The following is a 26,527-nucleotide window of genomic DNA, read 5'->3' on the forward strand; positions in this document are numbered from 1 at the left end:
TTGTCCTTATATTCAGGGTTAAAAACGAGTACATGCAAAACTTATCTTAGCAAAAAATGGTACAATTACATAGAAAAATCAAGTAGAAACTATCTATCTCATAACCTTAAATTAATTAGTAAAGAACAATTTAGAAAAATAACTTCTCAAAAAAATGCGATCAATATATACGATCTAGAATATGGAAATCTTTTAGGAAAAGCAAGGGAATTTTCGTTACTAGCTGTATCTACTTATAATAACCCATATACACAATTTAAGACTCATGGATTTATAGTAAATATAATTATTGCTTATACTTCGTTATTTCATGCTATTTTTGAAAAGACTGGAATCAATTATTTTTACAAAGATAATAAAGGCAATCTTAAGATAATAGATGGACAAGAAAAAGCGTGGAAATTAAATAAATGTTTAAAAGAATATTGGCAAGATAGATGCAAAGCAGAAAAAGCCAACTTAGAATTTTTAATTTTATTAAGAAATAAAATTGAACATAGAGGACTTCCTACTCTAGATATTATTGTCAGTGGAGAGTGCCAAGCAGCACTAAATAATTTTGAAACATTATTAGTAAACGAGTTTGGCGAAGAATATGCACTAAAAACAAATCTAGCGATTGCAATGCAATTAAGTAATGTTTCCGAGCAATCACAAATTAATGCAATGAAAGAATTTCAAACCTAGACTTATAAATCTATAAGAGAGTTTATGGATGGTTATAGGGGAACATTAAATGAAGATATACTAAATAGCCAGAATTATCGAATATCTGTTTTTTTGATACCTAAGATTATCAATCATTTAAAATCATCCGATCTAGCAATAGAGTTTATAAATGTAGATAAACTATCTGATGAAAAACGAATGCAATATGATAATGCTATTGGTTTTCTAAAAGGAATTGAATTCCCATTCAAATTTAGACCTAAAAGGGTAGTTGAGGCAATAAAAATAGTATACCCTAAGTTCAACATGAACGATCACACCAATTGTTGGAAAAAATATAATGCAAGACCTAGAGGTATAATTAAGAATTTTAGAAGTGAGTATTCCGCTTACGTGGATGGATACGATTCATATTTATATTCTCAAAAATGGATTGATTTTCTGCTTGATAAACTTTCTAAAGAGAAATAAATATGAATTTAGATAAAATTTCAAAACATATGTTAGACTTAGGGTTAGCCGCATTACAACATGCTAACTATCATTCTGCTTTTTATAGCTCTGATAATTATATGTGGTCTGAATTATCTGTACTACAAGCTTATTAAAAGTGCCAAATCAATTACATATAGTGAATTACCAGAAAGACTATGGATTACAACTAGAATGCCCTTACCCAATAAAAAAGTTTATAAGAAATTTGGTGAATTAAGAAATTCTATACAACATAGCAGCCCTCCTATTAATACTGATTTTTCATTGGAAACACTAAAGTTTATATATGATGTGATTGATCCTTTCATTAATAATTGTTGGGGGCTTTATGCTGTAGATTATCATGAAGATTCAGAGCCATATAACATTGTTGAAAGTTTACTATCTAGGAGGATCGAATTTCTCGTTCCGCCATCCTTATTGGGTCTATATAGAGATTCAGATTTTTTAGATGATGAATATGATCTCGAATATAAAAAGATCATGCAAGAACGATTTAAAATAAAAATCAACAAAAATATATAATTTCCTTAAAAATTTAGGATATACCTAAAAATGACAGCCTAGTAATTAGATCTTGTTGTAACGTATTTACTTTATAAGTATATTCTATTTTGGTATAGTAGAAAAATTATTGCTAAAAAGTGCATTAAAGCCTTATAGCGATTAATTTTAAAGCACTTTTTTAAATTATAAGTAAAAAACTTGTCCATTCTGCCAAAATCAGAATACCCGAAAACATTGCTCTTTTAATAATACTACCAAACAGGCGATTGAAAATATTGTAGTTGCAAAATGATCGCTTGTGCATGATAACCCAATAATGAAACGGAGAAAAATTTTATGCCACAATTAGACGAATCTTTAGAAGATGAAGAATTAGCATTATTAGATAACTTGCTTTTAGAATATGGTTCGGAACGTGAAAATGGCTATAATATTTTAAGCTTAAGCGAATTAGACGGCTTGCTTACTGCAGTGCTATCCAGCCCTGAATTAGTGACACCAAACCAATGGTTACCTGCTATTTTTGATGAAAATGCACAAGAAAGCATACCAGATGCAAATACATTTAATCTCTTATTATCTTTAATTTTCCGTCATTATAATGATGTCATACAACGCTTAAACAGCCCGTTATTTTATGCTTATTTTGATGAAAGCACTGATGATTTTGTGATTTTGGATTCGTGGTGTTCGGGCTATATTATTGGTGCTAAAGTCTCCGATTGGGGAAATTTACCCAATAAAATCCAAGAGCAATATGATTTAATTCGTTCATTCGCTTATTTTGAGGGCGATGATCTCAATTTAGATGATCACCCTTCTGCCAAAGATACACAAGAACACGCAGCAAAAGTCGAAAAGGCGGTAATGGCAATCTATCAATATTTTCTGACATTAAGAAATAGATAAGAATACGAAATTCCTCTATTGTTTAATTGCAATCATTAGATGACCTTGATGGCACAAGTTTGTAACTTGCGCTATCAGTGGGCTTAAAAGTGGCTTCGACTTCGCTCAGCCACCGATATAAAAAACGGTCGCCAAATTCCTTCAGCGACCGTTCTTATTAAACTTGATTTTAAAAACCTAACATCAACCCATACCGTATTTTTTTAGTTTTTTGCGTAGCGTGCCGCGATTGATACCCAACATATTTGCCGCACGGGTTTGGTTGCCCCGGGTGTATTGCATCACCATATCTAACATCGGGTGTTCGACTTCGGATAATACCAACTCATAAAGATCATTCACATCTTGCCCGTTTAATTGGGCCAAATAGTTTTTCAACGCTTGTTTTACGGAATCTCTTAATGGTTTGTTTGTAATTTGAGATTGTGCATTTAAGGTTGAAACGGTTAATGCTTCGGAATTGCTACGTTGTTCTAACATTGTTATGTGTTCCATTTAACTAAAAAAATCACCCCAATCCGCTATTGGATTGAGTCAAGAAACTCTTCCAACACGCTCAACTGCCGCTGAGGATCAGTAATCGTATTGAAAGTACATTTAAAAGCAGAATCTGGTTTGATGTTATCCAAATACCAAGCTACGTGTTTACGGGCAACCCGATAGCCTTTCTGCTCGCCGTAAAAATCGTGCAAGCCTTGAATATGCTCGAGTGCCACCTGACACTTTTCTGCCAAATCCGGTTCAGCCATCAGCTCACCCGATTGCAAAAAAGCCTCAATCTGTCGAAACAGCCATGGTTGTCCGAGTGCGCCCCGGCCAACCATCACGGCATCCGCTCCGGTATAATCCAGAACGTATTTCGCTTTTTGCGGTGATGTCACATCGCCATTGGCGATCACCGGAATAGAAATCTGTTGTTTCACCGCGCGAATATGTTCATACTCGGCTTCACCTTCGTATAAACAACTACGGGTTCTGCCATGCACGGTCAAGGCCTGAATCCCGCTTTGCTCCGCTATTTTGGCGATTTCAACACAATTTCTATTGCTTTTATCCCACCCTGTCCGAATTTTCAGCGTGACCGGAACATCCACCGCCGACACCACTTCGTGCAGAATTTTCTCGACTAAATCAGGATATTGTAACAATGCCGAACCCGCCATTTTACGGTTTACCTTTTTAGCCGGACAGCCCATATTGATATCAATCAACTGTGCGCCGCATTCCACATTCAATGCCGCCGCCTGTGCCATTTCCAACGGATCACTGCCTGCAATCTGCACGGCATTAATTCCGATTTCTACGTGATGTGCCACACGCAAACGCGATTTTTCCGTGTGCCAAACATCACGATTCGCCGACATCATTTCAGAGTAACTCATGCCGGCATGATAGCGGGCACAAAGTCGTCTGAACGGCTGATCGGTTATCCCTGCCATGGGGGCTAATAAGACGCGATTTTTTAATTGAAATTTTCCAATGCGCACAAACAACCACCACCACAAAAATACATCCCGCAAAAATAAGGGTTCATGCCAAACAAAACGCCCTCAGGCAAGGTGATATGGGATGAGCGCTTATTCGGTTACAGAACCGTCATCGAACAAGGGGGGCTATAATACGCACTTTTTACCAATTAGGGAAGTACATTTTTTATCCAAAATGCGTTTTTTTGCATTTTTTTGATCTGGTTAAAAAAACAGCGAAAATAATCTCGAAAAACGAAACCAATCGGCAGCTTAACGATTGACAAGCAGCCGATTTTAGTTCAAATGAAAGCTTAACCGATTTTATTCCCCGTAATCCGACACCATTCTTCCTGTTCCGCCACGGGTTCTAACCGCACTTGGCTTTGATAGGCTTCGCATACGGCTTGTGCTTGGTTGGCGAGAATGCCGGACAGCCCTAAATCTGCGTTCGGTTTGAGTAACGCGATAATCGGTTCGGCGAGTTCTTTCAGCGGGCCTGCTAAGATGTTCGCCACCACTACATCGGCTTGCAAATCTTTCGGTTGATCTTTGGCGAGAAATAACTGCAAGCGATCGGCTACGCCGTTGCGTTCGGCATTATCACGGCTGGCAAGGATGGCTTGCGGATCGATGTCGATACCGATTGCTTGTTTCGCGCCTAACTTCAAGGTGGCAATAGCCAGAATGCCGGAACCGCAACCAAAGTCGATGACGGTTTTGCCGTTTAAATCCAAGCCGTCCAGCCATTGCAGGCAAAGTGCGGTGGTCGGGTGCGTGCCGGTGCCAAACGCCAAGCCCGGATCGAGCATTACGTTGACCGCACTTTCGTCCGGCACGGGTCGCCAGCTCGGGCAGATCCATAAGCGTTTGCCGAATTGCATTGGATGGAAATTTTCCATCCACTCCCGTTCCCAGTCTTTGTCTTCGATCTGTTCGATTTTATGGCTGACACTGTCGTTTAAAATGCCCTGTGCCGTTAATTCCGCTGCAATTTGCTGCATATCGGTTTCCGCGTCAAACAAGGCGATCACATCGGTGTTGCCCCACAAACGGGTTTCGCCCGGCAGCGGTTCGAACACCGGCGTATCCTGACTATCGACAAAGGTGACCGACACCGAGCCGAGCGCTTCCAACACTTCGCTGATCGCTTCCGCCTGTTTGTCGTTACTGTTGATTCTAATTTGTACCCAAGCCATCTGTTTTTTCCATTGTTGTTTGCATTGCAATAAACTGTTTTTCGCCTATTTTATTGGCGATTAGAAAGGCGATCAAGCCAAGCACCAACGACGGCACAATGGCATGAAAACCGAGTAATTTCAGTGAAGCGGTCGTCAATCCGATATAACTGAATAATCCGACCGTCATTGAGGCGATGGCACCGTAAGCATTGGCTTTTTCCCAATATAAACCCAACACGATCACCCACAAAAATGCCGCTTCCAAGCCGCCAAAGGCAAATAAATTCAACCAAATAATCATATCCGGCGGATTAAGCGCCGCCAACACTAAAAGTGCGGTCAGCACCAAGGTTGCCATTGAAGAAAATATTCCGATCTTACGCTGGTTCCGTGCCGCTTCCGGTTTTGCCGCCAGATAAATATCTTTCACGAAGATCGCCGACGATTGAATCAATTGCGCGTCAATGGTCGACATAATCGCCGACATCGGCGCAGCCAAGAAAATGCCGGCAACAATCGGCGGCAATACCTGCAACATCAGCGTCGGGATCACCTGATCCGGAATCGTCAACTCCGGTAAAATCGCGCGCCCAAGAGCGCCGGACAAGTGCATACCCAACATAATAATCGTCAGCACAATCGTACCGATGAACATTCCGCCGTGTAACGCTTTACTGTCTTTAAATGCCATACAGCGCACCGCCGTATGCGGCAAGCCGACCACGCCGAAACAGACTAAAATCCAAAACGATGCCATAAACTGAAAATCCAACATCTCATTCGGACCATACGGGCTGACCAGTTGCGGATCTTGCGCCGCCAACGCCGCCACCGCACTTTCCACTCCGCCGGCGGCATAAATCACCGCAATCAATAAAATCAACGTGCCGAAAATCATCACTGTCCCTTGAATGGTGTCGGTCAGCACCACCGCACGGAAACCGCCGATAAAGGTGTAAATGCCGACCGTTAGGGCAAAAATCAATAATGATTGGGTGTAGCTAATGCCGATTGTCGTTTCCAGTAATCTGGCACCGCCGATAAATTGCACCGTCATTGCCGCAAAAAAAGCGATTAACAGCGCAACGCAGGCGATCCAAACCAGATATTTATTTTTGTAACGGTGCAATAATAAATCGTTGATGGTGAGCGCCTTGCTTTCGCGCGATAACAATGCGAATTTTTTGCCCAATGCACCTAAGGCAAGCCACACCGCCGGCACTTGAATCATCGCCAGCAGTACCCAGCCCAAACCGAACTTATACGCAGCTCCCGGTCCGCCGATAAATGAACTGGCGCTGGCATACGTCGAGGCGGTGGTCATTGCCAACACCCAGCCCGTCATCGAACGGTTGCCGACATAATATTCGGTCAGAAAATCCCCTTTGCTACGTTTCACATAAGCATAAATCGCCGCGCCAAACACAAATGCCAGATAAATAACCAGTGGTAAAATAATGCCTAAGTTCATTATTTTACCTCCTGTTTCACGCTGCTATCAGCATGATTATCCAAATCAAAATCCAGATACACAATACGAATCACCCAATACGCCACCACGATAAACAGCACCGGCAGGTAGATACAGGCGAGCTCAAACCAGAGCGGAAAACCAATCGGTCCATGCGTGCCGCTCGGCAGATAGGCGCACAGACACCAACCAATCACATATAATACGGTCAAACCCAATGCCCAACGGGCCTCTTTACTGGCTTGTCGATACTTTTGTTGCAACGTCATCTGAATACCTCATCGTGAGAAGAACAAGATCAAAGTGAAAAAAAGTGGAATCGTTTGATTCCACTCTTAGACTGCCGGCAAGGTATAAAATGCCCGACATCGATAGCAAAAGTAGCAACTGTGCTTCCTGTTTTTTGGAAACACTGTTACTACGTTACATATTCATCACAAAATTAATCGTGCATACCGAGTTTTTTCTCAAGATAGTGAATGTTCGTGCCACCTTGTTGGAAATTCGGATCTTCCATAATCAATTCATGTAGCGGAATATTGGTTTTTAAACCTTCGATGATCACCTCAGACAACGCATTGCGCATTCGACTGATCGCTTCGTCACGATTTTCGCCGTAGCTGATCAGTTTGGCAATCATGGAATCGTAGTGCGGTGGTACGGTGTAACCGTCATAGATATGCGAATCCCAGCGAATACCGAAACCGCCCGGGGTATGCAAACGGGTGACTTTACCCGGAGACGGCAGGAAGTTACGCGGATCTTCGGCATTGATCCGACATTCAATCGCGTGCCCTTTCACCTTCACATCGTCTTGCGTGAACGATAGCGGCAAGCCGGAAGCAATGCGCAATTGCTCTTTCACCAAGTCAATTCCGGTGATCATTTCGGTGACCGGGTGCTCCACCTGAATGCGGGTGTTCATTTCGATGAAATAGAATTCACCGTTTTCATATAAAAACTCGAATGTACCGGCACCGCGATAGCCGATTTCAACACAGGCTTTGGCACAACGGCTGCCGATGTCGCGGCGCAGTTCTTCGCTGATCCCCGGTGCCGGCGCTTCTTCCACCACTTTTTGGTGGCGGCGCTGCATGGAACAATCGCGTTCGGCAAGATAAACCGCATTGCCGTGGGTGTCGGCTAATACCTGGATTTCCACATGGCGTGGATTTTCCAAATATTTTTCCATATACACCACGTCATTATTAAATGCCGCTTTCGCTTCCGATTTGGTCATCGCAATCGACTCTTCCAATTCATTGGCAGAACGCACCACGCGCATACCGCGCCCGCCGCCGCCGCCGGAAGCTTTAATAATCACCGGATAACCGATACGTTCGGCAATCTCTTTATTTTTCTTCACATCATTGCCGACCGGTCCGTCAGAACCCGGCACGCACGGCACGCCTGCGGCTTTCATCGCATTAATCGCCGACACTTTGTCGCCCATTAAACGAATCACATCCGCAGTCGGTCCGATAAACACAAAACCGGAACGTTCGACTTGTTCGGCAAAATCGGCATTTTCCGATAAGAAACCATAGCCCGGGTGAATGGCGTCCGCGCCACTCACCTCGGCGGCAGCGATCAACGCCGGAATATTCAAATAACTTTTACTCGACGGCGCAGGTCCGATACAGATGGTTTCATCTGCCAGCAAGACGTGTTTTAATTCACGGTCTGCGGTTGAATGCACCGCAACGGTTTTAATGCCTAACTCTTTACAGGCGCGCAAAATACGCAGGGCGATTTCGCCACGGTTGGCAATAACAACTTTTTCTAACATACGATTATCCGTTTCCGCATTAATATGCTATAACGACTGAACGCAAAGTGCGGTCAGCCTTGCTTGGTCATCAACTTATTCGATGATGATCAGCGATTGATCAAACTCAACGGCTTCACCGTCGTTAACTAAAATCGCTTTCACCACACCGGCTTTATCCGCTTCGATACGGTTCATCATTTTCATTGCTTCCACAATGCACAGCGCGTCACCGACTTTAACCGTGCTGCCCACTTCTACGAACGGAGAGGCTTCCGGGCTAGGACTACGGTAGAAAGTACCAACCATCGGCGAACGTACCGCATGTCCGGAAACTTCCGCTGCTGCCGGAGCCGCTGCGGTTGGCGCTGCAGGTGCGGCAACCGCACTTGGCGCGACTGCTGCCGGCGCTGCCGCAGGTAACGTATATTGAACCGCAGCAGGCGCCGGGGTACCACGGCTAATACGTACCGATTCTTCCCCTTCGGAAATTTCGATTTCCATAATGCCCGACTCTTCGACTAATTCGATTAATTTTTTGATTTTACGAATATCCATGTTTTGATTCCGCTGATTGAAATTTAAGTGACATTACCGCTCAATTGACAAGATCTTCTCCGCAACAGAGCCGTAACATTATATTGATTTACATTAAACGCAGAGATTACCTGAATTCTGGCATTTTGGCGATAAAAATCTGCATTTTGCCTGAAATTTGTCGCAAATCAGGCTTTTTTACTATTTTTTGCCAAGCAAATATTGTTGTGCGAATTGCAAGCCGAATTGATAGCCTTGCGCGCCTAAACCGCAAATTACGCCGACGGCCTTGTCGCTCAGATAAGAATGATGACGGAACGGTTCGCGTGCGTGCACATTCGACAGATGAATTTCAACAAACGGAATATTCACCGCCAACAACGCGTCGCGCAGCGCTACGCTGGTGTGGGTGAACGCCGCCGGATTAATCAGGATAAAATCCGCTTGCTCAAAGGCTTGGTGAATTTTATTAATCAGCTTTTCTTCGCTGTTGCTTTGGAAACAATCTAATTCCAATCCGGCTTGCGCCGCCTGTTGTTGTAATTGCTGCTCAATATCCGCCAGCGTCAAGCTGCCGTAATGCTGTGGTTCGCGCTTACCCAACATATTCAGGTTCGGACCGTTTAATAATAGAATTTTTTTCGTCATGTTCTCTTATCCTACGCCTTGCAAATGATTTCACAAGGTGACTATCGCCATATTATAACAATTTTTTAATAATAGCTATTTATCCGATTTTTTCAACCCACTCGCTGTCCAAACCGACCAACGGCAGGGTTGATCCTTGCCAAGGGCGGATCAACTGGAAATCCATTAAATCCAACGTATCCAGACCGGGAATCACCGTCGGCGTATATTGTTGCGCAATCCGTGCCAACTGCGTCAAACCGAAACTGGATTCAATCGAGGAGCTGATCACCGCCATAATCCCCTGTTGTTGCGCTTGTCGAATCAGTTCGACACAACGTTGCAATGAGCCGACTAAGGTCGGTTTAATCACGATCGCCGCCAAGTGCGGTTCGGCGACGACCTGAAAATCAGCTTCACGCACGCTTTCGTCCCACGCGATCGCAATCCCGGTTTCAGCCGCAAATTGACGGCTTTCCGCTTGGGTTTTACACGGCTCTTCCAAAAACTGAATTCGGGCGCGATGTTCCGCTTTGACGTATTTAGCAAACTGCTGCGCCTTTGCCGGCGTCCAAGCGCGGTTAGCATCAAGACGCAATTTGAGATCCGGTACGGCTTCGAGCAGCATATCGGCAATCAAACCGTCACGATTGGCTTCATACAAACCGACTTTGACTTTCGCCACCTTTTCACCCGGCATTTGTTCCAGTTGCTCGTACAACTCGTCGGGGTCGCCGTAACATAGCGGTGCGGCTTGATAATTGCCCGACTCGCCCAACTCGCCTTTCATCTCTGCCAACGCACAACTTAAGCCGAACGCCACCGATGGATATAAGCCGTCTAGCGGCAGTTTTTGATTACGGCTGCGCGCTTCGTCCCATTGCCGCAACCAAAGTGCGGTCTGCGCCTGTGCCTGCTCCAAGGTTTCTTGGCTGAATTCCGGCAACGGTGCAATCTCGCCCCAACCTTCGTGCACACCGCACTTCACCTGCACCAACAAGCCTTCCCGCTGTTTCAAAAAACGGTTACGCAATACCACCTGCGCATCAACCGGAATACGATAACGGTAAAGCTGATAACTGCGAGTTGTCATAGTTCGTCCTTTATTTTAGGTCAGATTACGGATTACGCTTAAATTTGCTGAAGTCCGGCTCGCGTTTTTGGTTGAAGGCATTACGCCCTTCTTGCCCTTCTTCGGTCATGTAGAACAGCATGGTGGCGTTGCCGGCAAGCTCTTGTAAACCGGCTTGTCCGTCGCAGTCGGCATTTAACGCGGCTTTGAGGCAACGTAACGCAATCGGGCTGTTTTGTAACATTTCACGACACCAACGCACGGTCTCTTTCTCAAGGTCGGCGTATGGCACAACGGTGTTGACTAAGCCCATATCCAACGCTTCTTGCGCATTGTACTGACGGCATAAAAACCAAATTTCACGCGCTTTTTTCTGCCCGACGATACGTGCCATATACGAGGCGCCCCAACCGCCGTCGAACGAACCGACTTTCGGTCCGGTTTGCCCGAACATGGCATTTTCGGCGGCGATGGTTAAATCGCACAGCATATGCAATACATGCCCGCCGCCAATCGCATAGCCTGCCACCATCGCCACCACCGGTTTCGGGCAGCTGCGGATATCGCGTTGGAAATCCAACACGTTCAAGTGATGAACACCGGCTTCGTCTTTATAACCGCCGTAATCGCCACGCACTTTTTGATCGCCGCCGGCGCAGAACGCTTTTTCGCCTTGCCCGGTCAGCACGATCACCCCGATTTTTTCATCAAAACGCGCGTCGGCAAAGGCGGTAATCATCTCTTTTACCGTTTGCGGACGGAACGCATTACGCACTTCCGGGCGGTTAATCGTGATTTTGGCGATACCATCGGTGGATTTGTGATACAAAATGTCGCTGTAACCGTTGCTGCAATCTTGCCATTCGACCGGCGCGTATAAAAATTCTTCTGTTGGGTATAACATTGTTTTTCCTCTTTATCTCAATAGTATGCTAAATCAAAAGTGCGGTCAGTTTTGCCGCGAAATCATCGGGATTTTCTAGGTGAGCATTATGCCCCGCCTGTTTAATTAAGGTTAAGTCTAATTGGTTATGTTCCGCTTGAGTACGAAATTTTTGATCGCGTTCGCCACAGAAAAAATGAATCGGCAACCTACTCGACCGCACTTTAGCCGTTAAATTCGGTTGTTTCGCCAGTGAGGTCGCCAACAGCATTTTAGCAATATTGTCACCGCAATTCGGCGCGCGTTTTTCGATTAAGGCTTGCCGTTGCGCCGCATTCAAATGGCTAAAAACCGCCTGTTGATACCAAGCATTTAATACCGCACTTGGCGATTCGGTCGCAAAGCGTTGCGCCCACGCCTGATCGCTCAACCAGCGTGCTTGCAGCTCCGCTTCGCTGTTCAACCCAAGATTTGCGCCCTCGACAATCACTCCTTGCAAGTTGCCACGTTGTCGATTTGCCTGCAACGCACAGTGTAAAGCATAGTACAACGCAAGCCGTCCGCCGAGGGAATAGCCGACCAACCAATAGGGTTCATTGCCGACCGCACTTTGTATTTTTTGCGCCAGATAAGCGCAAGTTTGTTGAAAACCGGCGACGTTAGTCTGTTTTTCCGCACCGTGCAGCGGCAAATCCAAACTGACACAGCGAAAGTGCGGTAAGCGTTCAATCACCGCGTGCCAATCATGGCGATCGCCTAATAAGCCGTGCAAAAACACCAGGCACGGCTTATTGTCGCGCTTAACCGCCAATCGCCGCTCCGGCAATTTGTTCGATCAGCGATTTATAAATATTGCTGCCGTCGTTCGGATTGGCTTTGATCTCAATCACGGTGGCTTCTTTGCGTCCGTAGGCCTGCTTCAGCACCGAGGTCAAATCCGCCCAAGTGTAAGGACGGCTGTAATTAATGCCGAACATCGCCGCTGCCTGTGAAAAATCCAAACCGTGTCCCATACGGTAAAATTGCTCTTTGACCTGTGCCTCAACCGGCAACATATCAAAAATCGCCCCGCCGTTATTGTTAATCACAAACAGGATTGTCGGCTGTGTCACCTGTTTAAATAAGACAAGCGAGTTGAGATCATATAACGTGGAAATATCACCAATCATCGCCACTAACGGCTGGTTCGTGCCAATCGCAACTCCTGCCGCCGTTGCCAATAAGCCGTCAATGCCGCTGGCACCGCGGTTGGTATAGACCGGATAACCTTCCGGCAATTTGCACAAGCCATCGACCAAACGTACAAACAGGCTGTTGCCTAAAAACAGCGAGCCGTTGCTTGGCAACACGCGGCTGACATGGTGCGCCAGCGAGGCTTCATTTAAATTGCCGCCGATTTGCTGTTCGATAAACGAGGCGCAAAATTGCGATAATGCCAGCGGCTCAAGCAACCACGGGCGTTGGCGTAACGGTGGGTGTGCACGCAGCCAGTGATGAACCTTCACATTAAAACGGGTGTGTTGATGATGATAGGGATCGAGATTTTTAGTTGAGGCTTCGATCAGCCAATATTCGCCCTTAAACTGTTCGAGGAAGCGATTGACGCGCTTGCTGATAATCTGACTGCCGAATTGCAGCACGATTTCCGCCCGCAATAATTTTTGTTGTACGGTTTCATTCGCCAGCCAAATATCGGCATACGGCAACGACGCCTCCAAGCCGGATTGAATGTCGGTAATCATAATCCAGCCCATGGTTGCCGCCCAAGCGGAAATGCCCATGCTTTGCTCCGGCGGTAACTTGCCGACCACAATCACGCCTTGCTTGGTGCGCCAATAATCCCAATTTTCATGGATTAACACCTCGCTTTGCTGTTCGGCATACTCAATCCAGCGCGGCTTTTTACTCGCCCAACGGTTAAATTCGACTAACGCCGGGAAATGCTGAATTTCATTCTCATCGGCAAGATAGAGCGGCTCGGCAAACGGCAGGTTAAAATGTAACACGCCATGATTAAGGCGCTGTTGCTGACAAGCCTGATCGATACGGCTGAGTAGCCATGCCATCGAATAATCTTCGCTCGGACGCGGAAAATTAATGCTGGCAATCGGGTAATCGGCAAACAGCCCTTGCTGCCGAATCGCTTGATTAGCGCCGCAATCAATCAATTCCGGCGGGCGGTCGGCGGTCAGCACAATCAGGTTATGTCCGCTTTGCGTGGCTTCGATAATCGCCGGATAGAGATTGGCGGCGGCCGTGCCGGAAGTGACGATAACCGCCACCGGCGCATTGCTCGCTTTCGCCAAACCCAACGCCAAAAAGCCTAAACCCCGTTCGTCAAAATGGGTGTGGCAGGTGACGCGCTGTCCGTCTTCCAAACGCACCGCTTCCAAGGTCAATGGCGTGGAACGCGAACCGGGCGCAATGCAAATATGCTGCACGCCATTTCGTACCAGACTTTCTAATACCACTCTCGCCCAACAGCGATTTAAAACCGCACTTGCCATTTTTATTTTTCACCTCTTGCTTGTGCCGGAAACAGGGAGAGAATTCCGGCGGCTTTTCTTTCGATTTCTTGCCATTCTAGCAAGGGAACAGAACCGGCAACAATACCTGCGCCGGCGAAAATCGCAATTTTATCTTGATTCTGCACGTCTTTGGTCAATAAAGCGGAGCGAATTGCCACGCAAAATTCGCTCTGCGCCAACGACATCAGCCCGAGCGTCCCGGCATACCAGTTACGCTTGAAATTTTGCCGTTCGGCGATAAATGCCAATGCCGCCGCCGACGGTAAGCCGCCGACCGCCGCACTCGGGTGGATCGCACTTAAACAGGCCTGATCATTCACCTCGGCGTGCAATTTTGCGCCGATATTGCGCACCAAATGTTGTACATAATTCAAACGGCGACTGCTTAACTGGTCAATATCCAAATGCCGGCTTAAATTGGACAACTTGGCGCAAATATCTTCCACCACTAACCAGTTTTCATGAATATTTTTGCCGTCTTGTAACAGCCATTGCTGCTGTTGCCGATTTTGCTGCTGATCGCCGCCGCTCTCTGCCGTTCCGGCTAAGGCTTCGGTGGATAATTGCTGCTGTTGCCGTTGATACAACCGTTCGGGGCTGACCCCCAAGAAAGCGGCTTGCGGCGATTGCGCCCATAAAAAGTAGTAACAATCCGCCTGCTGCGCGCACGCTTGCGCCAATAAATCGCACGGATCAACGCTTTCGCTCAACTGATACTGTTTTTGTTGCGCCAACACCACTTTGGTAAACCGCCCTTGTTCGATATAACAGAGCGATTGTGCGACCAGATCCTGCCATTGGTCTTGGCTATAACTTTGCTCGCTGAGACTGAGCTGCGCGCTGATCGCTTGCAGCGGCCGGGCGGAATCCAAGCGGTGAATAAAATCCCGTACCGCACTTGGCGTATCCTTTTCCGTCAGGGTCAACGTGATTTGCAGCTGTTCGCCCTCAAGTTGCAAAGATAAACGCGGCAAATAAAAGTGCGCGTCCCCCTCGAAGGTTAAGCCGCCGACCAACTGTAACGGCAGCTCCGAATGCTGTGTTAAAAACTGCTGTGCCGCCGCAAGCTGATTAAATGCTTGCACTTGCCCAAGCGCAACCGCTTGGCGTTGCTCGCCGCGCGCCTGCCAAAAAAAGCGCGGATACTGCGTTTGCCCTTTCAACCACGCTAACAGATTACCGTCAGTCGGGGATAAGCGGAGACAAAAGCGGTACTGCGTTAATCCCGCGGAGGTAAAGTGGTGATTGTTCAACCGTTGTAATAATTGTTGTTTTAGCTGTTGCCAACAGTCCATTATCTTCAATGACCTTTTCATTTAAAACGAGCCGCCTTATCAAGCTCGAAAACAGTAATTCTACCGCACTTTAAAAGAAATATTGACCGAAATCTTTTCATTTTTCGCAAATCGGCGTAGAGTAAACAAATTCACTATTCAGCTATTGAAATCAAAGGTTCAACATGGATATATTTCCGAAATCCGATAAATTGGAACACGTCTGTTACGACATTCGCGGCAAAGTGCACAAAGAAGCGGTGCGCTTGGAAGAAGAAGGGCACAAAATTTTAAAACTGAATATCGGCAACACCGCACCGTTCGGCTTTGACGCACCGGACGAAGTGCTGGTCGATATTATCCGCAACCTGCCGACCGCACAAGGTTATTGCGAATCGAAAGGTCTGTACTCCGCACGCAAAGCGGTGGTGCAATATTACCAATCAAAAGGCGTGAAAGAGACAACCGTAAACGACGTTTATATCGGCAACGGCGGTTCGGAATTGATCACCATGTCAATGCAGGCATTGCTGAACGACGGCGACGAAGTGCTGGTGCCAATGCCGGATTATCCGCTGTGGACGGCGGCGGTGACCCTGTCCGGCGGTAAAGCGGTGCATTATCTCTGTGATGAACAAGCGGATTGGTTTCCGGATATCGACGATATTAAAAGCAAAGTGACTTCGCGCACCAAAGCGATTGTGTTGATTAACCCGAACAACCCGACCGGTGCGGTGTATAGCAAAGCGGTGTTGTTAGACATCGCCGAAGTGGCGCGCCAACACAACTTGCTGATTTTTGCCGACGAAGTGTATGACAAAATTCTCTACGACGGTGCGGTACACCACCATATCGCCGCCCTGGCGCCGGATTTATTGACCATTACCATTAACAGCTTATCCAAAGCCTATCGCAGTTGCGGCTTCCGCCAAGGCTGGATGATCTTAAACGGTCCGAAAGATAAGGCGAAGGGTTATATCGAAGGGCTGGATATGATGGCTTCCATGCGCTTGTGTGCCAACGTGCCAATGCAACATGCGATCCAAACCGCACTTGGCGGTTATCAAAGCATTAATGAGTTGATTTTACCGAACGGACGCTTACTGGAACAACGTAATCTCGCCTATGAGATGTTGAACCAAATCCCGGGCGTCAGTTGCGTCAAACCGATGGGGGCACTCTATCTGTTCCCGAAATTGGATATGAAAAAATTCAATTTGTATGACGATGAAAAAATGGTGTTGGATCTGCTACGCCAAGAAAAAGTGTTGATCGTACATGGTCGCGGTTTTAACTGGCATCAACCGGATCACTTCCGCATCGTCACCCTGCCGTATGTCACCCAACTGGAAGATGCGATTAATAAAATCGAACGCTTCTTGAGTACTTATCGGCAGTAAATGCTGCTGATTTCAATGAGAAAAGTAAGGGCGGATTGTATATCCGCCCGAACCGCACTTTGCATTTTTCAATTATAGATTAAATGCTTATATCTCACTTCGTAAACGGGCGGATATACAATCCGCCCCTACTTTAGATCTATTGCTCTAACCGTTTTCTCACCGGTGCAAAACTTTTGCGGTGTTGCGGCAAAACGCCATATTGTTGCAGTTTTTCAAGGTGAAGTGCGGTCGGGTAGCCTTTGTGTTGTGCCAATCCATAATGCGGATAGTGCTGATCCAACGCTGCCATTTCCTGATCGCGTGCTACTTTTGCCAAAATCGAGGCGGCACTGATCTCCGCCACCAAACTGTCGCCCTTCACCACCGCTTGCGTCGGCATTGCCAGTTTTGGCAATTTGTTGCCGTCCACCAACACAAAGTGCGGTTGGATCGGCAATGCCGCAACCGCTCTTTGCATCGCAAGCAGGCTGGCTTGTAGAATGTTGAGTTGATCGATCTCTTCCGGCTCGGCTCTGCCTAACGCCCAAGCAAGTGCATGAGCTTTGATTTCTTCGGCAAGTAACAGCCGTTTTTTCTCGGATAATTTTTTCGAATCGGCTAAACCGGCAATTGGTTTATTCGGATCAAGAATCACCGCCGCCGTCACCACCGCACCGATTAACGGTCCGCGCCCGACTTCATCAACGCCTGCGATCAACCCGACATTTTGCGGATAATCAAACTGTGCCATTTAACACCTCGACCACCGCTTGTGCCGCTTGTTGATCCGCATTACAACGGATTTGTTGATGTAACTCGACAAACCGCTGTTTTAACGCCAACGTGCGCTGTTGTGCCGCTGCGCTATCGTCAAAATAGACCGCCAATTCCTCTGTCAAACGCTGCGGATTGCATTGGTCTTGGATCAGCTCCGGCACTAACATCTCGTCCGCCAACAAATTCGGTAGCGAAATATACTTGGTTTTCACCAAACGTTGCGCCAGCCAATAAGTCAGTGGTTTCATGCGATAACCGACCACCATCGGCGATTTGCACAGCATACACTCCAACGCCGCCGTGCCGGATGCGAGCAAGGTTGCGCTCGCCGCTTGCATTGCTAATCGCGCCTGTCCATCAAGCAAGTGCATTTCCAACTCTGGCGCAATGCGTTGTTTCACGCTTTCAAACTGCGCACGGCGTTTGGCGTTAATCAGCGGCACTAAAAATTGCACCTCGGGAAAGCGTTGTTTAAGTAAAAGTGCGGTTTGCAAAAAGGGTTCGCTGAGAAACTCCAACTCCGAACCACGACTGCCGGGCAAGATCGCCAAATAACGCTGGCTTGGATCAAGTTGTAGCTGTGTGCAGGCTTGTGTATGGTCGATTTCAAGGGGAATCGCGTCCGCCATGGTATGCCCGATAAAACGGCACGGCACATTGAAGCGATCGTAAAAGGCTTTTTCAAACGGTAAAAATGCCAGCACCAAATTGGTGGCTTTGGCGATTTTGAAAATCCGCCTTTGCCGCCACGCCCACACCGACGGGCTGACATAATGAATGGTTTTAATCCCGTGTTGCTTCAAGATTTTTTCCACCCCGAGATTAAAATCCGGAGCGTCAATGCCGATAAAAATATCCGGTTTTGCCGCCAAGAGGTTTTGAATCAACTGTTTACGGATTTTCAGCAAACGCGGCAGGTGTTTCAACACTTCCACCAAGCCCATCACCGCCAGCTCTTCCATCTCAAAATAGCTTTCCGCCCCTTGCGCTTTCATTTGCTCACCGGCAATGCCTATAAAACGGGCGTTAGGATAAATTTGGCGCAGCTGTTTGATTAACCCTGCGCCGAGAATATCACCCGACACCTCCCCGGCGACTAAGGCAATCAATGGTGTGTGTTTTTCCGGCAGCATTGTTTTTTTCCTTAAAAAATAACCGCACTTTAACTCAAAGTGCGGTTTATATGATCGGTTGTTAAGCCCCCGCGGGGAACGTTAATGCGTAAGCAGACGCCATGCCTTACCCTCGGCTAACGAATAATCCCTCGGGTCGAACGTTTAAAGAACGACAGGAAGAAGCTCACTGCCGCTTCGGTTTCGGCAATCCGTTCAATTTCAGGAATGACTTCTTCCAACGTTTTCCCGCTACGATAGATCAGCTTATATACATTACGGATCGCGTGCATTGCCGGTTTATCGAAGCCACGGCGTTTCAAGCCTTCCAAATTGACACCGAACGGCTGTGCATGGTTGCCTTGTGCCATCACATACGGCGGCACATCTTGACTGACCATCGAACCACCGCCTAACATCACGTGTGCGCCGATCACCACAAATTGGTGAATTGCCGACATGCCGCCGACAATCACAAAATCATCCAGTTCAACATGCCCCGCCAGCGTGGCGTTGTTGGCCAAAATGCAACGGTTCTTAATTTGGCAATCGTGGGCGATGTGGGTATTGATCATCAGTAAATTGTCATCGCCGACACGGGTGACCCCGCCGCCTTGCACGGTGCCGCGATGAATGGTCACGCTTTCGCGAATACGATTACGATCGCCGATAATGGTTTTGGTCGGTTCTCCGGCATATTTCAAGTCCTGATTCACTTCGCCAATGCTGGCAAATTGGAATATCTGATTGTCACGCCCGATTTTGGTGTGTCCGCGCACCACCACGTGGGAGTGCAACACGCTACGATCACCGATTTCAACATCCGCCCCGATAATACAAAAAGGACCTACAATAACATCGGCACCGATTTTGGCGCCTTCTTCGACAATAGCCGAGCTATGAATTTTCGCACTTGGATTAATCATCTTCGATCCTACTTAGGCTGATAAATTTACATCGGACGACGCGCGCACATCAATTCCGCTTCGCACACCACTTTTCCGTCTACTGTTGCGACCCCGGTAAAACGGGTGACGCCACGGCGTTCTTTGATAAAGTGCACTTCCAAAATCATTTGATCACCCGGCTCGACCGGGCGTTTGAAACGGGCATTGTCAATTGCGGCGAAATAAAACAGTTCGTCTTTCGGTAATTCAAGGGTTTTGAATGCCAATACGCCGGTCGCCTGTGCCATCGCTTCCAAAATCAATACGCCCGGAAAAATCGGTTTCTGTGGAAAGTGCCCGGTAAAACAAGGCTCATTGACCGTGACATTCTTCACGGCTTTCAGCCATTTGCCTTCCTCAAAATCAATCACTCTATCCACTAATAAAAACGGATAGCGGTGCGGTAATAACTGCATGATTTCATTAATATCGACAATTTTCGCTTCTTTAGCCTGCGAATCGGTTTGATTGTTTTCAGTTGTCACGATTTTAGTTCCCTTAGTATTGTACCCATGCCGTCACAAACGACGGACGGCAAAATTATGTTGTGTTATCGCTTATGATTTGCCTTGATTTCGTTCCAATGCTTTTAAACGCCGGTTCATTTCACTGATATTCATGGTTAATGCCGCCGTTTTACGCCACTCTTTATTGGTTTGCAACGGAATGCCGGAAGAATAAACCCCCGGTTCGGTAATCGGGCGCATAACCATGCCCATGCCGGTCACCGTCACCCCGTCGCAAATTTCCATATGTCCATTCAGTACGCTGGCACCGCCGATTAAACAGTATTTCCCCACGGTCAAACTGCCCGCCATAATCACACCGCCGGCAACCGCCGTTCCGGTGCCGATGTGCACGTTATGCGCGATTTGACACAGGTTGTCGATAATCACATTATCTTCGATCACCGTGGCATCTAATGCGCCGCGATCGATACAAGTACAGGCGCCGATTTCAACCCGGTTGCCGATAATCACTTGCCCGCGCTGCGGAATTTTAATCCATTTGCCTTTATCATTGGCATAACCGAAGCCGTCGCTGCCGATAACGGCGGAAGACTGAATCAAACAATCCTGTCCGATTTCCACTTCATGATAGATTGTTACATTCGCCCACAGCTGGGTACCGGCACCGATTTTACTGTTTTTACCAATAAAGCAGCCTGCACCGATCACGACATTATCGCCTAATTCGACCCCATCCTCAATCACGGCATGCGCACCGATTGCCACATTTTTGCCCAACACTGCCGAAGCCGAGACTACCGCACTTTGGCTAATCCCGCTAGCCGCCCGCGGCGTAGCGTCCATTAGCTGCGCAATCAAGGCATAAGCGGTATAAGGATCTTTGACAATAATCAGATTACTGTCGGCATGACAAAAAGCAACGTCCTGCGCGCTGACCAATAGACAGCCTGCTTTGGAATCTGCCAATAACTCACGAAATTTCGCATTTGAGATAAAACTCAGCTGATTCGGCTCGGCTTTATTCAAGGCGGCGATACTCTCTACCGCACTTTCAGGGTTGCCGCGCAATTCCCCGCCGACATGCGCGGCGAGTTGTTGTAATAGGTACTGTGCCATAAATCTCCGGATTATTTTTTGGCTTCAGCGGCAGCCGCCGGTTTAATTGCTCTTAACACTTCTTCGGTAATATCTTTACCGGCCGCGGCATAAACGACGGCATTGGCATCGATCACATAGCTGTAATTGGCTTTGGCGGCGATTTCATTGGTCGCGGTTTGAATGCCCGCCAATAATTTGGCACGCTCTTGATATTGCAATTCATCATTTTTGATTTGCAATTCTTCCGCTTGTTTTTGATAAGCGTCACGCATTTTATTGATTTCATCTTCGCGTTTTTGAATGTCGGCAGCACGCAATTTCGGTGCTTCTTTTTGCAACGCTTCGATTTTCGCCACAATCGCTTTTTCACTGGCTTGTAATTTTTCTGCCGGCTCTTTCAGCTCCGCATCGATTTTCGCCGCCGCCGCATCACGATCCGGGTGATTTTGGAACAAATACGCTGAATTGATAAAGGCGATATTTTCCGCTGCCGTTGCCAAAGAAGAAGTGAACGCCAATGCCAAAGAAAGACCTGCGATTTTTAATGCTTTTTTCATGAGAGATATCCTTAATTGATTAATGTTGGCGGAATACCGGAATACTCCGCCGATTTATCTAAATTTGCCAGTTAATTTACTGCTTAGAAACTACCGCCAATACTGAACTGGAATTGTTCGATTTCATCGCCGTCATATTTTTTGAGCGGTTTGGCATACGAGAATACCAATGGTCCGATTGGCGAGTTCCATTGGAACGCCAACCCGGCAGAAGCCCGTACCCGGCTCGGATCACTATAATCGACAATACGTTGCGGCACATTGCCTTGGGTAAATAATTTGGCTTTATCTTTGTTCCACTCGGTATTCCATACACTGGCTGCGTCAACAAACAACGATGTTCTGACCGAGTTCTGGTTTTTATCACTGACGAACGGCGTTGGCATAATCAATTCGACACTGGCGGTCGCCATTGCATTACCACCGACGACATCATAGTTGATATTGTCATAACTGCTGGCCGGCGCATTAACCGCCGCGCCAGGCCGGGTATTATAAATCGCACGCGGTCCGACCGCACCGTAAGCAAAACCACGCAGGCTGCCGATACCACCGGCGCTGTAATTTTGGTAGAACGGTAATTTCTTACCGCCAAAACCGTTGGCATAAGACAGGCTTGCCCGGCCGGATAAAACCCAAGTTTGATCATAGTTTAACGGTTGGTAAGTTGAGAAATCGGCACTCAATTTATAATATTTGTTATCCGATCCCGGAATGGTCACTTTCCCGCCGATACTGGCGCGGCTACCGCTGGTCGGTAAGAAACCGCGGTTCAGGCTGCTATAATTCCAACCGAAGCTAAATTCAAAATCATCGCTCTTGATTTTCCAATCATCAACGCCCATCGAACGCAAATAACGCGCACGGTTATATTCCGGATACATGTTTTTCAGTTTATTGTGCACATAGCCAACGCCTAAATAGTAGGAATTGTTTTCATTGACCGGGAAGCCCAGCGTACCGTTGATTCCATAACTGGTACGCGCATAAGACGCGGTGGTATCACTGTTTTTATAGTCATAGGTATCATAGAAAACATTGCCGCCCAGACTCACGCCGTCACGGGTGAAGTACGGTTCGTTATAGCCTAAATTGATACTGGTCGCATATTTGTTTTTCACCCCGGACAAGCTGACTGATGACCCCATGCCCAAGAAGTTGTCTTGCTTCACACTGGCTTGATAACTGAGACCGCTCTCGGAACCAAAACCGATCCCGAAGTTAATGCTGCCGGTATTGCGTTCTTTGACTTTATATAACACATCCAGTTGGTCATCGACCCCCGGTACCGCCAAGGTTTCGGTTTCCACGGTTTCATAAAAACCGGTTCTTTCCAAACGGTATTTGCCTTGCTCGATTAGCGCGGTGGACAACCAAGTCCCTTCCTGCTGGCGCATTTCTTGGCGTAAAGTAGAATCGGCGCTGACATCGTTGCCTTCAAAACGCACCGAGCGGACATAATAACGGCGACCGGCATCCACCACCACGATCAAATCAACGGTATGTTCCGCATCATTAAATTCCGGCTGAATATTAATTTGCGGGTTGGCATAGCCACGCGCACCTAACGTGTTTTTAATGCCGTCTTCAATGGTTCTGACCGTATTGCCGCGGAATTGCTCGCCGCGCTTAATATTCACTAGCAACCGGTTTAAATCCGCACTCATACCGGCGGTATCACCGATAATCCGCACATCATTAATGGTATATTTTTCGCCTTCGTCCAGCGTCAAATTAAGCGTGATGTCTTTTTTATCATCGCTGTATTGCACGTCGCTATCCACGATTCTGAATTTGGCATAGCCTTGGTTCAGGTAGAAATCACGCAAAGCGGTTAAGTCTTTTTGGTATTTCGGTTCGGAAAAACGGCTGCTGGAAAAAATGTTCCACCAAGAGACATCCGGCTGAATTTCAATTTGATCCAATAATTTACTGTCACTGAAGTCATTATTACCGTTAAAATTAATCGCTTTGACCAACGCCGCATCATTTTCTTTGATTTCTAATTTCAGTGCGGCACGCCCTTGTCCCAAATCATCGACCACCGTATTGACTTCCGCATTCGGATAACCGACGGAATGATAATAATTCAGCAGCTCCTGACGGAAAGAGGCAAGTTTGTCACGCTCCAAAATTTCGCCTTTGGCAATGCCATTCTCACGCAAATTGCTTTCCAACGCATCTTTCGGGATCTGTTTGTTGCCTTCAATGTCCAACGAGCTGATATAAGGACGGGCTTGGATCCGCAATACCAAAGCATTGCCCTCACGCAGCGCCTCCACATTTTCATAACCACCACGTAAAAACAGACTGCGGACAATCTGGGAAAGATCCTGATCCGTTGCACGTTGTCCGACTTTAACCGGCAGCCCTGCGATAATATTATTGGCGGTTACCGGATCGGTGCCTTCAACACGGATATCCTGTACGGTAAAAGGCGCTGCCAATACGCCGCCGCTACTTAGAAGCAAACCGGTCATTAGAAGTTTTTTCATGGTGGTTTTCCTGTTCAATAAGCTCTGTAAAATTAAATAAAACGTATAATATCATTAAAGACCGCAAAAAGCGTCAACGCCAACAGTAGTGCGGCGCCGATTCGGAAAAACGAATCTATGACCCGATCACTCAGCGGACGGCCGCGCACCGCTTCAGCCGCCAAAAACAGCAGACGCCCGCCGTCCAACACCGGCAACGGAAACAAATTCATAATCCCGAGGTTTACGCTAATCAATGCCATAAAACCGAGGTAATAAACCAAACCGCTGTCCAGCGAAATCCCCGCGCCTTGCGCAATCGAAATCGGACCGCCGATATTGCTCAACGAAATATCGCCGCTGAGTAATTTGCCTAAAAGCTTAATCAGCACCGTGCTTAATTCTAACGTTTTTTCAAATCCTTGTTGCAAGGCGGTTAGAATATCATATTTTAATTCGGTGCGGTACTCTTGCGGCAACGGCTCAAAAGTCGGCGAGAAACCGATCACGGCACGACCTTCTTTATTTGCCCTCGGAGTAATAGACAACAAAATCGGCGCTTGGTTTGGTGCCCGTTCAATTAAAAATTCAAGTGGGCGTGCTAAACTGCTTTGGATTAAAGCAACCAATTCGCGCCAAGCGATTTCCTGTCCGTTAACCTGTAAAATCTGATCGCCGACTTGCAAACCCGCCAACTGCGCCGGTGAGTTTTCACTGACTTTCGAGACGATCAGCTTCACTTCGCCGCTTTTCGGCACGATGCCAAGTGCGGTAAAGGCGGTTTGCTGCTGCGGTTCGTATTGCCATGCGGTTAAATCCAGGCGTTTCTGTTGTGCCGCCTGCTGCGGTTGCCCAAATTCGGCAACACGTAATTCGACCGCACTTGTGCCGACTTTGGTGGTCAGCAACATATTGACATTCGTCCAGTCCTGCACCGCTTTGCCGTCCACTGCCAAGATTTGCATATTTGGCGCTAAACCGGCTTTAGCTGCTATCGAATCCGGCTCGACATAACCGATCACCGGCTTGACTGTCGGCACGCCAACCAAATAGATCACCCAATAGACGGCAATGGCAAACAAGAAATTCGCCAGTGGCCCGGCAGCGATCACAAACGCCCGCTGCGCCACTGATTTGCTGCCGTAATCTTGCGCGCTCAATTGCGGCGGCACATCGTCGGCCTTGCTGTCGAGCATTTTGACATAACCGCCGAGCGGAATCAGCGAAAAAGCAAATTCCGTACCGTGCTTATCGGTTTTACTCCACAGCACTTTGCCGAAACCGATAGAAAAACGCAACACCTTGATTCCGCACTTACGCGCCGCCCAAAAATGCCCGTACTCATGCACAAACACCAAGACGCTGATCGCAATCAAAAACGCAAACAGATACCACAATGATGTCATCAAGACTTTTCCTTATAGACAAAAATAAAACAGCGCACAGAAAAACGGCAGTGCCGCGGTCAGGCTGTCAATCCGATCGAGCACACCGCCATGCCCCGGAATCAGCTGGCTGCTGTCTTTGATTCCGGCTTGGCGTTTAAACATGCTTTCGGTTAAATCGCCCAAAATCGAGACCGCCACCGTGCCGAATGAGATCGCCAATAACAGCGGCAACGAAAGTTCACGTAGCACAAAATCCGCCGGTGACAATTGCACAAACAGCACCCCGACCACAAGTGCGGTCAACACGCCGCCAATCGCTCCCTGCCAGGTTTTGCCCGGCGAGACTTTCGGCGCAAGTTTATGTTTGCCAAAGGCTTTGCCGCAAAAATAGGCACCGGTATCGGTGCTCCACACCAACACTAAAACATACAGCAACAGCAATAAGCCTTCATACGGATTTTGGTTATAATGGTACAAACGCAAAGCCAACAGCGCCAGTAAGAACGGCATTAGCGTGAAAAAGCCGAAAATCAGCTGTAACAAACGCGGTTTCTGCCAATATTGGCTGGCGTTGGGATAGCTGACAACGAGGAGAAATGCCACCGCCCACCAGACTAACGCAGCGAGCAACAACCATGCGGTATTGGCGGTTAAAATAATCCCGGCATTAATTTGGTAGCGGGCGGAAAAAATCACCACAAACAAACCGCAAGCAGCAAGTGCGGTAATCAGCCAACGCCAGATGTCATTATTATGTTTGGCAAATTGACACCATTCCCACACACCCAACACCACAATCGCCGCGACGGTTAAGGCAAAGGCATAAGGGGAAAACCATAACAAGGCGACCATCACCAATGCCAATAAAATGACTGCCGATAAAATACGCTGTTTCAACACGCAAATATCCTCTTTTTCTGTTCTATTGTTTCTTA

Annotated in this window: 28 protein-coding genes; 6 read left to right on the top strand and 22 right to left on the bottom strand. The window is 47.2% G+C overall.

The window, feature by feature from the left end; genetic code table 11:
- The 5 genes from ACWA50_RS01175 to ACWA50_RS01195 all read left to right on the top strand — a co-directional run bounded on the left by ACWA50_RS01175 (window position 1) and on the right by ACWA50_RS01195 (window position 2,580).
- Window positions 1-687: a DUF3644 domain-containing protein gene (locus tag ACWA50_RS01175; RefSeq protein ID WP_431053516.1), complete on the top strand. Its 687-nt coding sequence runs from the start codon at window positions 1-3 to the stop codon at window positions 685-687.
- A 24-nt stretch (window positions 688-711) separates the two neighbouring features.
- Window positions 712-1,140, top strand: coding sequence for a hypothetical protein (locus ACWA50_RS01180; protein WP_431053517.1), 429 nt, complete (start codon window positions 712-714; stop codon window positions 1,138-1,140).
- 2 nt (window positions 1,141-1,142) lie between these two features.
- A complete protein-coding gene (locus tag ACWA50_RS01185; RefSeq protein WP_431053518.1) occupies window positions 1,143-1,277 on the top strand; it encodes a hypothetical protein in 135 nt (44 codons plus the stop codon).
- Between the two features lie 58 nt (window positions 1,278-1,335).
- Window positions 1,336-1,689, top strand: a complete 354-nt coding sequence (locus ACWA50_RS01190) for a hypothetical protein (protein ID WP_431053519.1) — start codon at window positions 1,336-1,338, stop codon at window positions 1,687-1,689.
- A 318-nt stretch (window positions 1,690-2,007) separates the two neighbouring features.
- Window positions 2,008-2,580: a UPF0149 family protein gene (locus tag ACWA50_RS01195; RefSeq protein ID WP_431053520.1), complete on the top strand. Its 573-nt coding sequence runs from the start codon at window positions 2,008-2,010 to the stop codon at window positions 2,578-2,580.
- Between the two features lie 183 nt (window positions 2,581-2,763).
- On the opposite strand, the gene fis is transcribed toward ACWA50_RS01195, so the two are convergent.
- From fis to ACWA50_RS01260, 13 genes are all read right to left on the bottom strand, one after another.
- Complete coding sequence (gene fis, locus ACWA50_RS01200) at window positions 2,764-3,060, bottom strand: DNA-binding transcriptional regulator Fis (protein WP_431053521.1); 297 nt, start codon at window positions 3,058-3,060, stop codon at window positions 2,764-2,766.
- Between the two features lie 41 nt (window positions 3,061-3,101).
- Window positions 3,102-4,067, bottom strand: a complete 966-nt coding sequence (gene dusB, locus ACWA50_RS01205) for a tRNA dihydrouridine synthase DusB (RefSeq protein WP_431054264.1) — start codon at window positions 4,065-4,067, stop codon at window positions 3,102-3,104.
- A 293-nt stretch (window positions 4,068-4,360) separates the two neighbouring features.
- Complete coding sequence (prmA, locus tag ACWA50_RS01210) at window positions 4,361-5,245, bottom strand: 50S ribosomal protein L11 methyltransferase (RefSeq protein WP_431053522.1); 885 nt, start codon at window positions 5,243-5,245, stop codon at window positions 4,361-4,363.
- Window positions 5,226-6,698: a sodium/pantothenate symporter gene (panF, locus tag ACWA50_RS01215; protein WP_431053523.1), complete on the bottom strand. Its 1,473-nt coding sequence runs from the start codon at window positions 6,696-6,698 to the stop codon at window positions 5,226-5,228. The genes prmA and panF overlap by 20 nt, the downstream gene beginning before the upstream one ends.
- Entirely contained in the window at window positions 6,698-6,967 is a 270-nt protein-coding gene (locus tag ACWA50_RS01220; protein WP_431053524.1) for a YhdT family protein, read from the bottom strand. The genes panF and ACWA50_RS01220 overlap by 1 nt, the downstream gene beginning before the upstream one ends.
- Before the next feature lie 173 nt (window positions 6,968-7,140).
- Window positions 7,141-8,487, bottom strand: coding sequence for an acetyl-CoA carboxylase biotin carboxylase subunit (gene accC, locus ACWA50_RS01225; RefSeq protein ID WP_431053525.1), 1,347 nt, complete (start codon window positions 8,485-8,487; stop codon window positions 7,141-7,143).
- A gap of 75 nt (window positions 8,488-8,562) precedes the next feature.
- The gene (gene accB / locus ACWA50_RS01230; protein WP_431053526.1) at window positions 8,563-9,024 is read right to left on the bottom strand and encodes an acetyl-CoA carboxylase biotin carboxyl carrier protein; all 462 of its coding nucleotides are present in this window, start codon (window positions 9,022-9,024) and stop codon (window positions 8,563-8,565) included.
- Window positions 9,025-9,204: 180 nt separating this feature from the next.
- Window positions 9,205-9,651, bottom strand: a complete 447-nt coding sequence (gene aroQ, locus ACWA50_RS01235; RefSeq protein ID WP_431053527.1) for a type II 3-dehydroquinate dehydratase — start codon at window positions 9,649-9,651, stop codon at window positions 9,205-9,207.
- A 79-nt stretch (window positions 9,652-9,730) separates the two neighbouring features.
- Window positions 9,731-10,723: an o-succinylbenzoate synthase gene (menC, locus tag ACWA50_RS01240; protein ID WP_431053528.1), complete on the bottom strand. Its 993-nt coding sequence runs from the start codon at window positions 10,721-10,723 to the stop codon at window positions 9,731-9,733.
- Between the two features lie 25 nt (window positions 10,724-10,748).
- Window positions 10,749-11,606, bottom strand: coding sequence for a 1,4-dihydroxy-2-naphthoyl-CoA synthase (gene menB, locus ACWA50_RS01245; RefSeq protein WP_431053529.1), 858 nt, complete (start codon window positions 11,604-11,606; stop codon window positions 10,749-10,751).
- A 28-nt stretch (window positions 11,607-11,634) separates the two neighbouring features.
- Window positions 11,635-12,396: a 2-succinyl-6-hydroxy-2,4-cyclohexadiene-1-carboxylate synthase gene (gene menH, locus ACWA50_RS01250; RefSeq protein WP_431053530.1), complete on the bottom strand. Its 762-nt coding sequence runs from the start codon at window positions 12,394-12,396 to the stop codon at window positions 11,635-11,637.
- Entirely contained in the window at window positions 12,386-14,092 is a 1,707-nt protein-coding gene (gene menD / locus ACWA50_RS01255; protein WP_431053531.1) for a 2-succinyl-5-enolpyruvyl-6-hydroxy-3-cyclohexene-1-carboxylic-acid synthase, read from the bottom strand. The genes menH and menD overlap by 11 nt, the downstream gene beginning before the upstream one ends.
- Window positions 14,093-14,094: 2 nt before the next feature.
- Complete coding sequence (locus tag ACWA50_RS01260; protein WP_431053532.1) at window positions 14,095-15,408, bottom strand: isochorismate synthase; 1,314 nt, start codon at window positions 15,406-15,408, stop codon at window positions 14,095-14,097.
- 164 nt (window positions 15,409-15,572) lie between these two features.
- Between ACWA50_RS01260 and ACWA50_RS01265 the strand changes: the two genes are divergently transcribed.
- Window positions 15,573-16,787 (top strand): pyridoxal phosphate-dependent aminotransferase, encoded by a 1,215-nt coding sequence (locus tag ACWA50_RS01265; RefSeq protein WP_431053533.1) that lies wholly within the window; start codon window positions 15,573-15,575, stop codon window positions 16,785-16,787.
- Window positions 16,788-16,926: 139 nt separating this feature from the next.
- Here ACWA50_RS01265 and rnhB read toward each other — a convergent pair whose 3' ends face one another.
- The 9 genes from rnhB to ACWA50_RS01310 form a co-directional block, all read right to left on the bottom strand.
- On the bottom strand, window positions 16,927-17,520 hold the full coding sequence (gene rnhB, locus ACWA50_RS01270; RefSeq protein WP_431053534.1) for a ribonuclease HII: 594 nt from the start codon (window positions 17,518-17,520) through the stop codon (window positions 16,927-16,929).
- Window positions 17,507-18,679 carry a lipid-A-disaccharide synthase gene (gene lpxB, locus ACWA50_RS01275; protein WP_431053535.1) on the bottom strand — a complete coding sequence of 391 codons (1,173 nt, stop codon included), beginning with the start codon at window positions 18,677-18,679 and terminating at the stop codon, window positions 17,507-17,509. The genes rnhB and lpxB overlap by 14 nt, the downstream gene beginning before the upstream one ends.
- Window positions 18,680-18,795: 116 nt before the next feature.
- Window positions 18,796-19,584, bottom strand: coding sequence for an acyl-ACP--UDP-N-acetylglucosamine O-acyltransferase (lpxA, locus tag ACWA50_RS01280; RefSeq protein ID WP_431053536.1), 789 nt, complete (start codon window positions 19,582-19,584; stop codon window positions 18,796-18,798).
- A gap of 26 nt (window positions 19,585-19,610) precedes the next feature.
- The gene (fabZ, locus tag ACWA50_RS01285; protein WP_132966435.1) at window positions 19,611-20,021 is read right to left on the bottom strand and encodes a 3-hydroxyacyl-ACP dehydratase FabZ; all 411 of its coding nucleotides are present in this window, start codon (window positions 20,019-20,021) and stop codon (window positions 19,611-19,613) included.
- 141 nt (window positions 20,022-20,162) lie between these two features.
- Entirely contained in the window at window positions 20,163-21,191 is a 1,029-nt protein-coding gene (gene lpxD, locus ACWA50_RS01290; RefSeq protein WP_431053538.1) for a UDP-3-O-(3-hydroxymyristoyl)glucosamine N-acyltransferase, read from the bottom strand.
- 11 nt (window positions 21,192-21,202) lie between these two features.
- Window positions 21,203-21,730 (bottom strand): OmpH family outer membrane protein, encoded by a 528-nt coding sequence (locus ACWA50_RS01295; protein WP_431053539.1) that lies wholly within the window; start codon window positions 21,728-21,730, stop codon window positions 21,203-21,205.
- 83 nt (window positions 21,731-21,813) lie between these two features.
- Window positions 21,814-24,225: an outer membrane protein assembly factor BamA gene (bamA, locus tag ACWA50_RS01300; RefSeq protein ID WP_431053540.1), complete on the bottom strand. Its 2,412-nt coding sequence runs from the start codon at window positions 24,223-24,225 to the stop codon at window positions 21,814-21,816.
- A 32-nt stretch (window positions 24,226-24,257) separates the two neighbouring features.
- Window positions 24,258-25,610: a sigma E protease regulator RseP gene (rseP, locus tag ACWA50_RS01305; protein ID WP_431053541.1), complete on the bottom strand. Its 1,353-nt coding sequence runs from the start codon at window positions 25,608-25,610 to the stop codon at window positions 24,258-24,260.
- 12 nt (window positions 25,611-25,622) lie between these two features.
- Window positions 25,623-26,492: a phosphatidate cytidylyltransferase gene (locus tag ACWA50_RS01310; RefSeq protein ID WP_431053542.1), complete on the bottom strand. Its 870-nt coding sequence runs from the start codon at window positions 26,490-26,492 to the stop codon at window positions 25,623-25,625.
- Between the last annotated feature and the right edge of the window lie 35 nt (window positions 26,493-26,527).

Source organism: Testudinibacter sp. P17/SS/0325 (genome assembly GCF_053570765.1).

Bases quoted from the DNA above. Each gene is read 5' to 3' on its own strand.
- ACWA50_RS01180 (WP_431053517.1), top strand. From the start codon at position 712: ATGGATGGTTATAGGGGAACATTAAATGAAGATATACTAAATAGCCAG.
- ACWA50_RS01185 (WP_431053518.1), top strand. From the start codon at position 1,143: ATGAATTTAGATAAAATTTCAAAACATATGTTAGACTTAGGGTTAGCC.
- ACWA50_RS01190 (WP_431053519.1), top strand. From the start codon at position 1,336: ATGCCCTTACCCAATAAAAAAGTTTATAAGAAATTTGGTGAATTAAGA.
- ACWA50_RS01195 (WP_431053520.1), top strand. From the start codon at position 2,008: ATGCCACAATTAGACGAATCTTTAGAAGATGAAGAATTAGCATTATTA.
- fis (WP_431053521.1), bottom strand. From the start codon at position 3,060: ATGTTAGAACAACGTAGCAATTCCGAAGCATTAACCGTTTCAACCTTA.
- prmA (WP_431053522.1), bottom strand. From the start codon at position 5,245: ATGGCTTGGGTACAAATTAGAATCAACAGTAACGACAAACAGGCGGAA.
- panF (WP_431053523.1), bottom strand. From the start codon at position 6,698: ATGAACTTAGGCATTATTTTACCACTGGTTATTTATCTGGCATTTGTG.
- ACWA50_RS01220 (WP_431053524.1), bottom strand. From the start codon at position 6,967: ATGACGTTGCAACAAAAGTATCGACAAGCCAGTAAAGAGGCCCGTTGG.
- accC (WP_431053525.1), bottom strand. From the start codon at position 8,487: ATGTTAGAAAAAGTTGTTATTGCCAACCGTGGCGAAATCGCCCTGCGT.
- accB (WP_431053526.1), bottom strand. From the start codon at position 9,024: ATGGATATTCGTAAAATCAAAAAATTAATCGAATTAGTCGAAGAGTCG.
- aroQ (WP_431053527.1), bottom strand. From the start codon at position 9,651: ATGACGAAAAAAATTCTATTATTAAACGGTCCGAACCTGAATATGTTG.
- menC (WP_431053528.1), bottom strand. From the start codon at position 10,723: ATGACAACTCGCAGTTATCAGCTTTACCGTTATCGTATTCCGGTTGAT.
- menB (WP_431053529.1), bottom strand. From the start codon at position 11,606: ATGTTATACCCAACAGAAGAATTTTTATACGCGCCGGTCGAATGGCAA.
- menD (WP_431053531.1), bottom strand. From the start codon at position 14,092: ATGGCAAGTGCGGTTTTAAATCGCTGTTGGGCGAGAGTGGTATTAGAA.
- ACWA50_RS01260 (WP_431053532.1), bottom strand. From the start codon at position 15,408: ATGGACTGTTGGCAACAGCTAAAACAACAATTATTACAACGGTTGAAC.
- ACWA50_RS01265 (WP_431053533.1), top strand. From the start codon at position 15,573: ATGGATATATTTCCGAAATCCGATAAATTGGAACACGTCTGTTACGAC.
- rnhB (WP_431053534.1), bottom strand. From the start codon at position 17,520: ATGGCACAGTTTGATTATCCGCAAAATGTCGGGTTGATCGCAGGCGTT.
- lpxB (WP_431053535.1), bottom strand. From the start codon at position 18,679: ATGCTGCCGGAAAAACACACACCATTGATTGCCTTAGTCGCCGGGGAG.
- lpxA (WP_431053536.1), bottom strand. From the start codon at position 19,584: ATGATTAATCCAAGTGCGAAAATTCATAGCTCGGCTATTGTCGAAGAA.
- fabZ (WP_132966435.1), bottom strand. From the start codon at position 20,021: ATGCAGTTATTACCGCACCGCTATCCGTTTTTATTAGTGGATAGAGTG.
- lpxD (WP_431053538.1), bottom strand. From the start codon at position 21,191: ATGGCACAGTACCTATTACAACAACTCGCCGCGCATGTCGGCGGGGAA.
- ACWA50_RS01295 (WP_431053539.1), bottom strand. From the start codon at position 21,730: ATGAAAAAAGCATTAAAAATCGCAGGTCTTTCTTTGGCATTGGCGTTC.
- bamA (WP_431053540.1), bottom strand. From the start codon at position 24,225: ATGAAAAAACTTCTAATGACCGGTTTGCTTCTAAGTAGCGGCGGCGTA.
- rseP (WP_431053541.1), bottom strand. From the start codon at position 25,610: ATGACATCATTGTGGTATCTGTTTGCGTTTTTGATTGCGATCAGCGTC.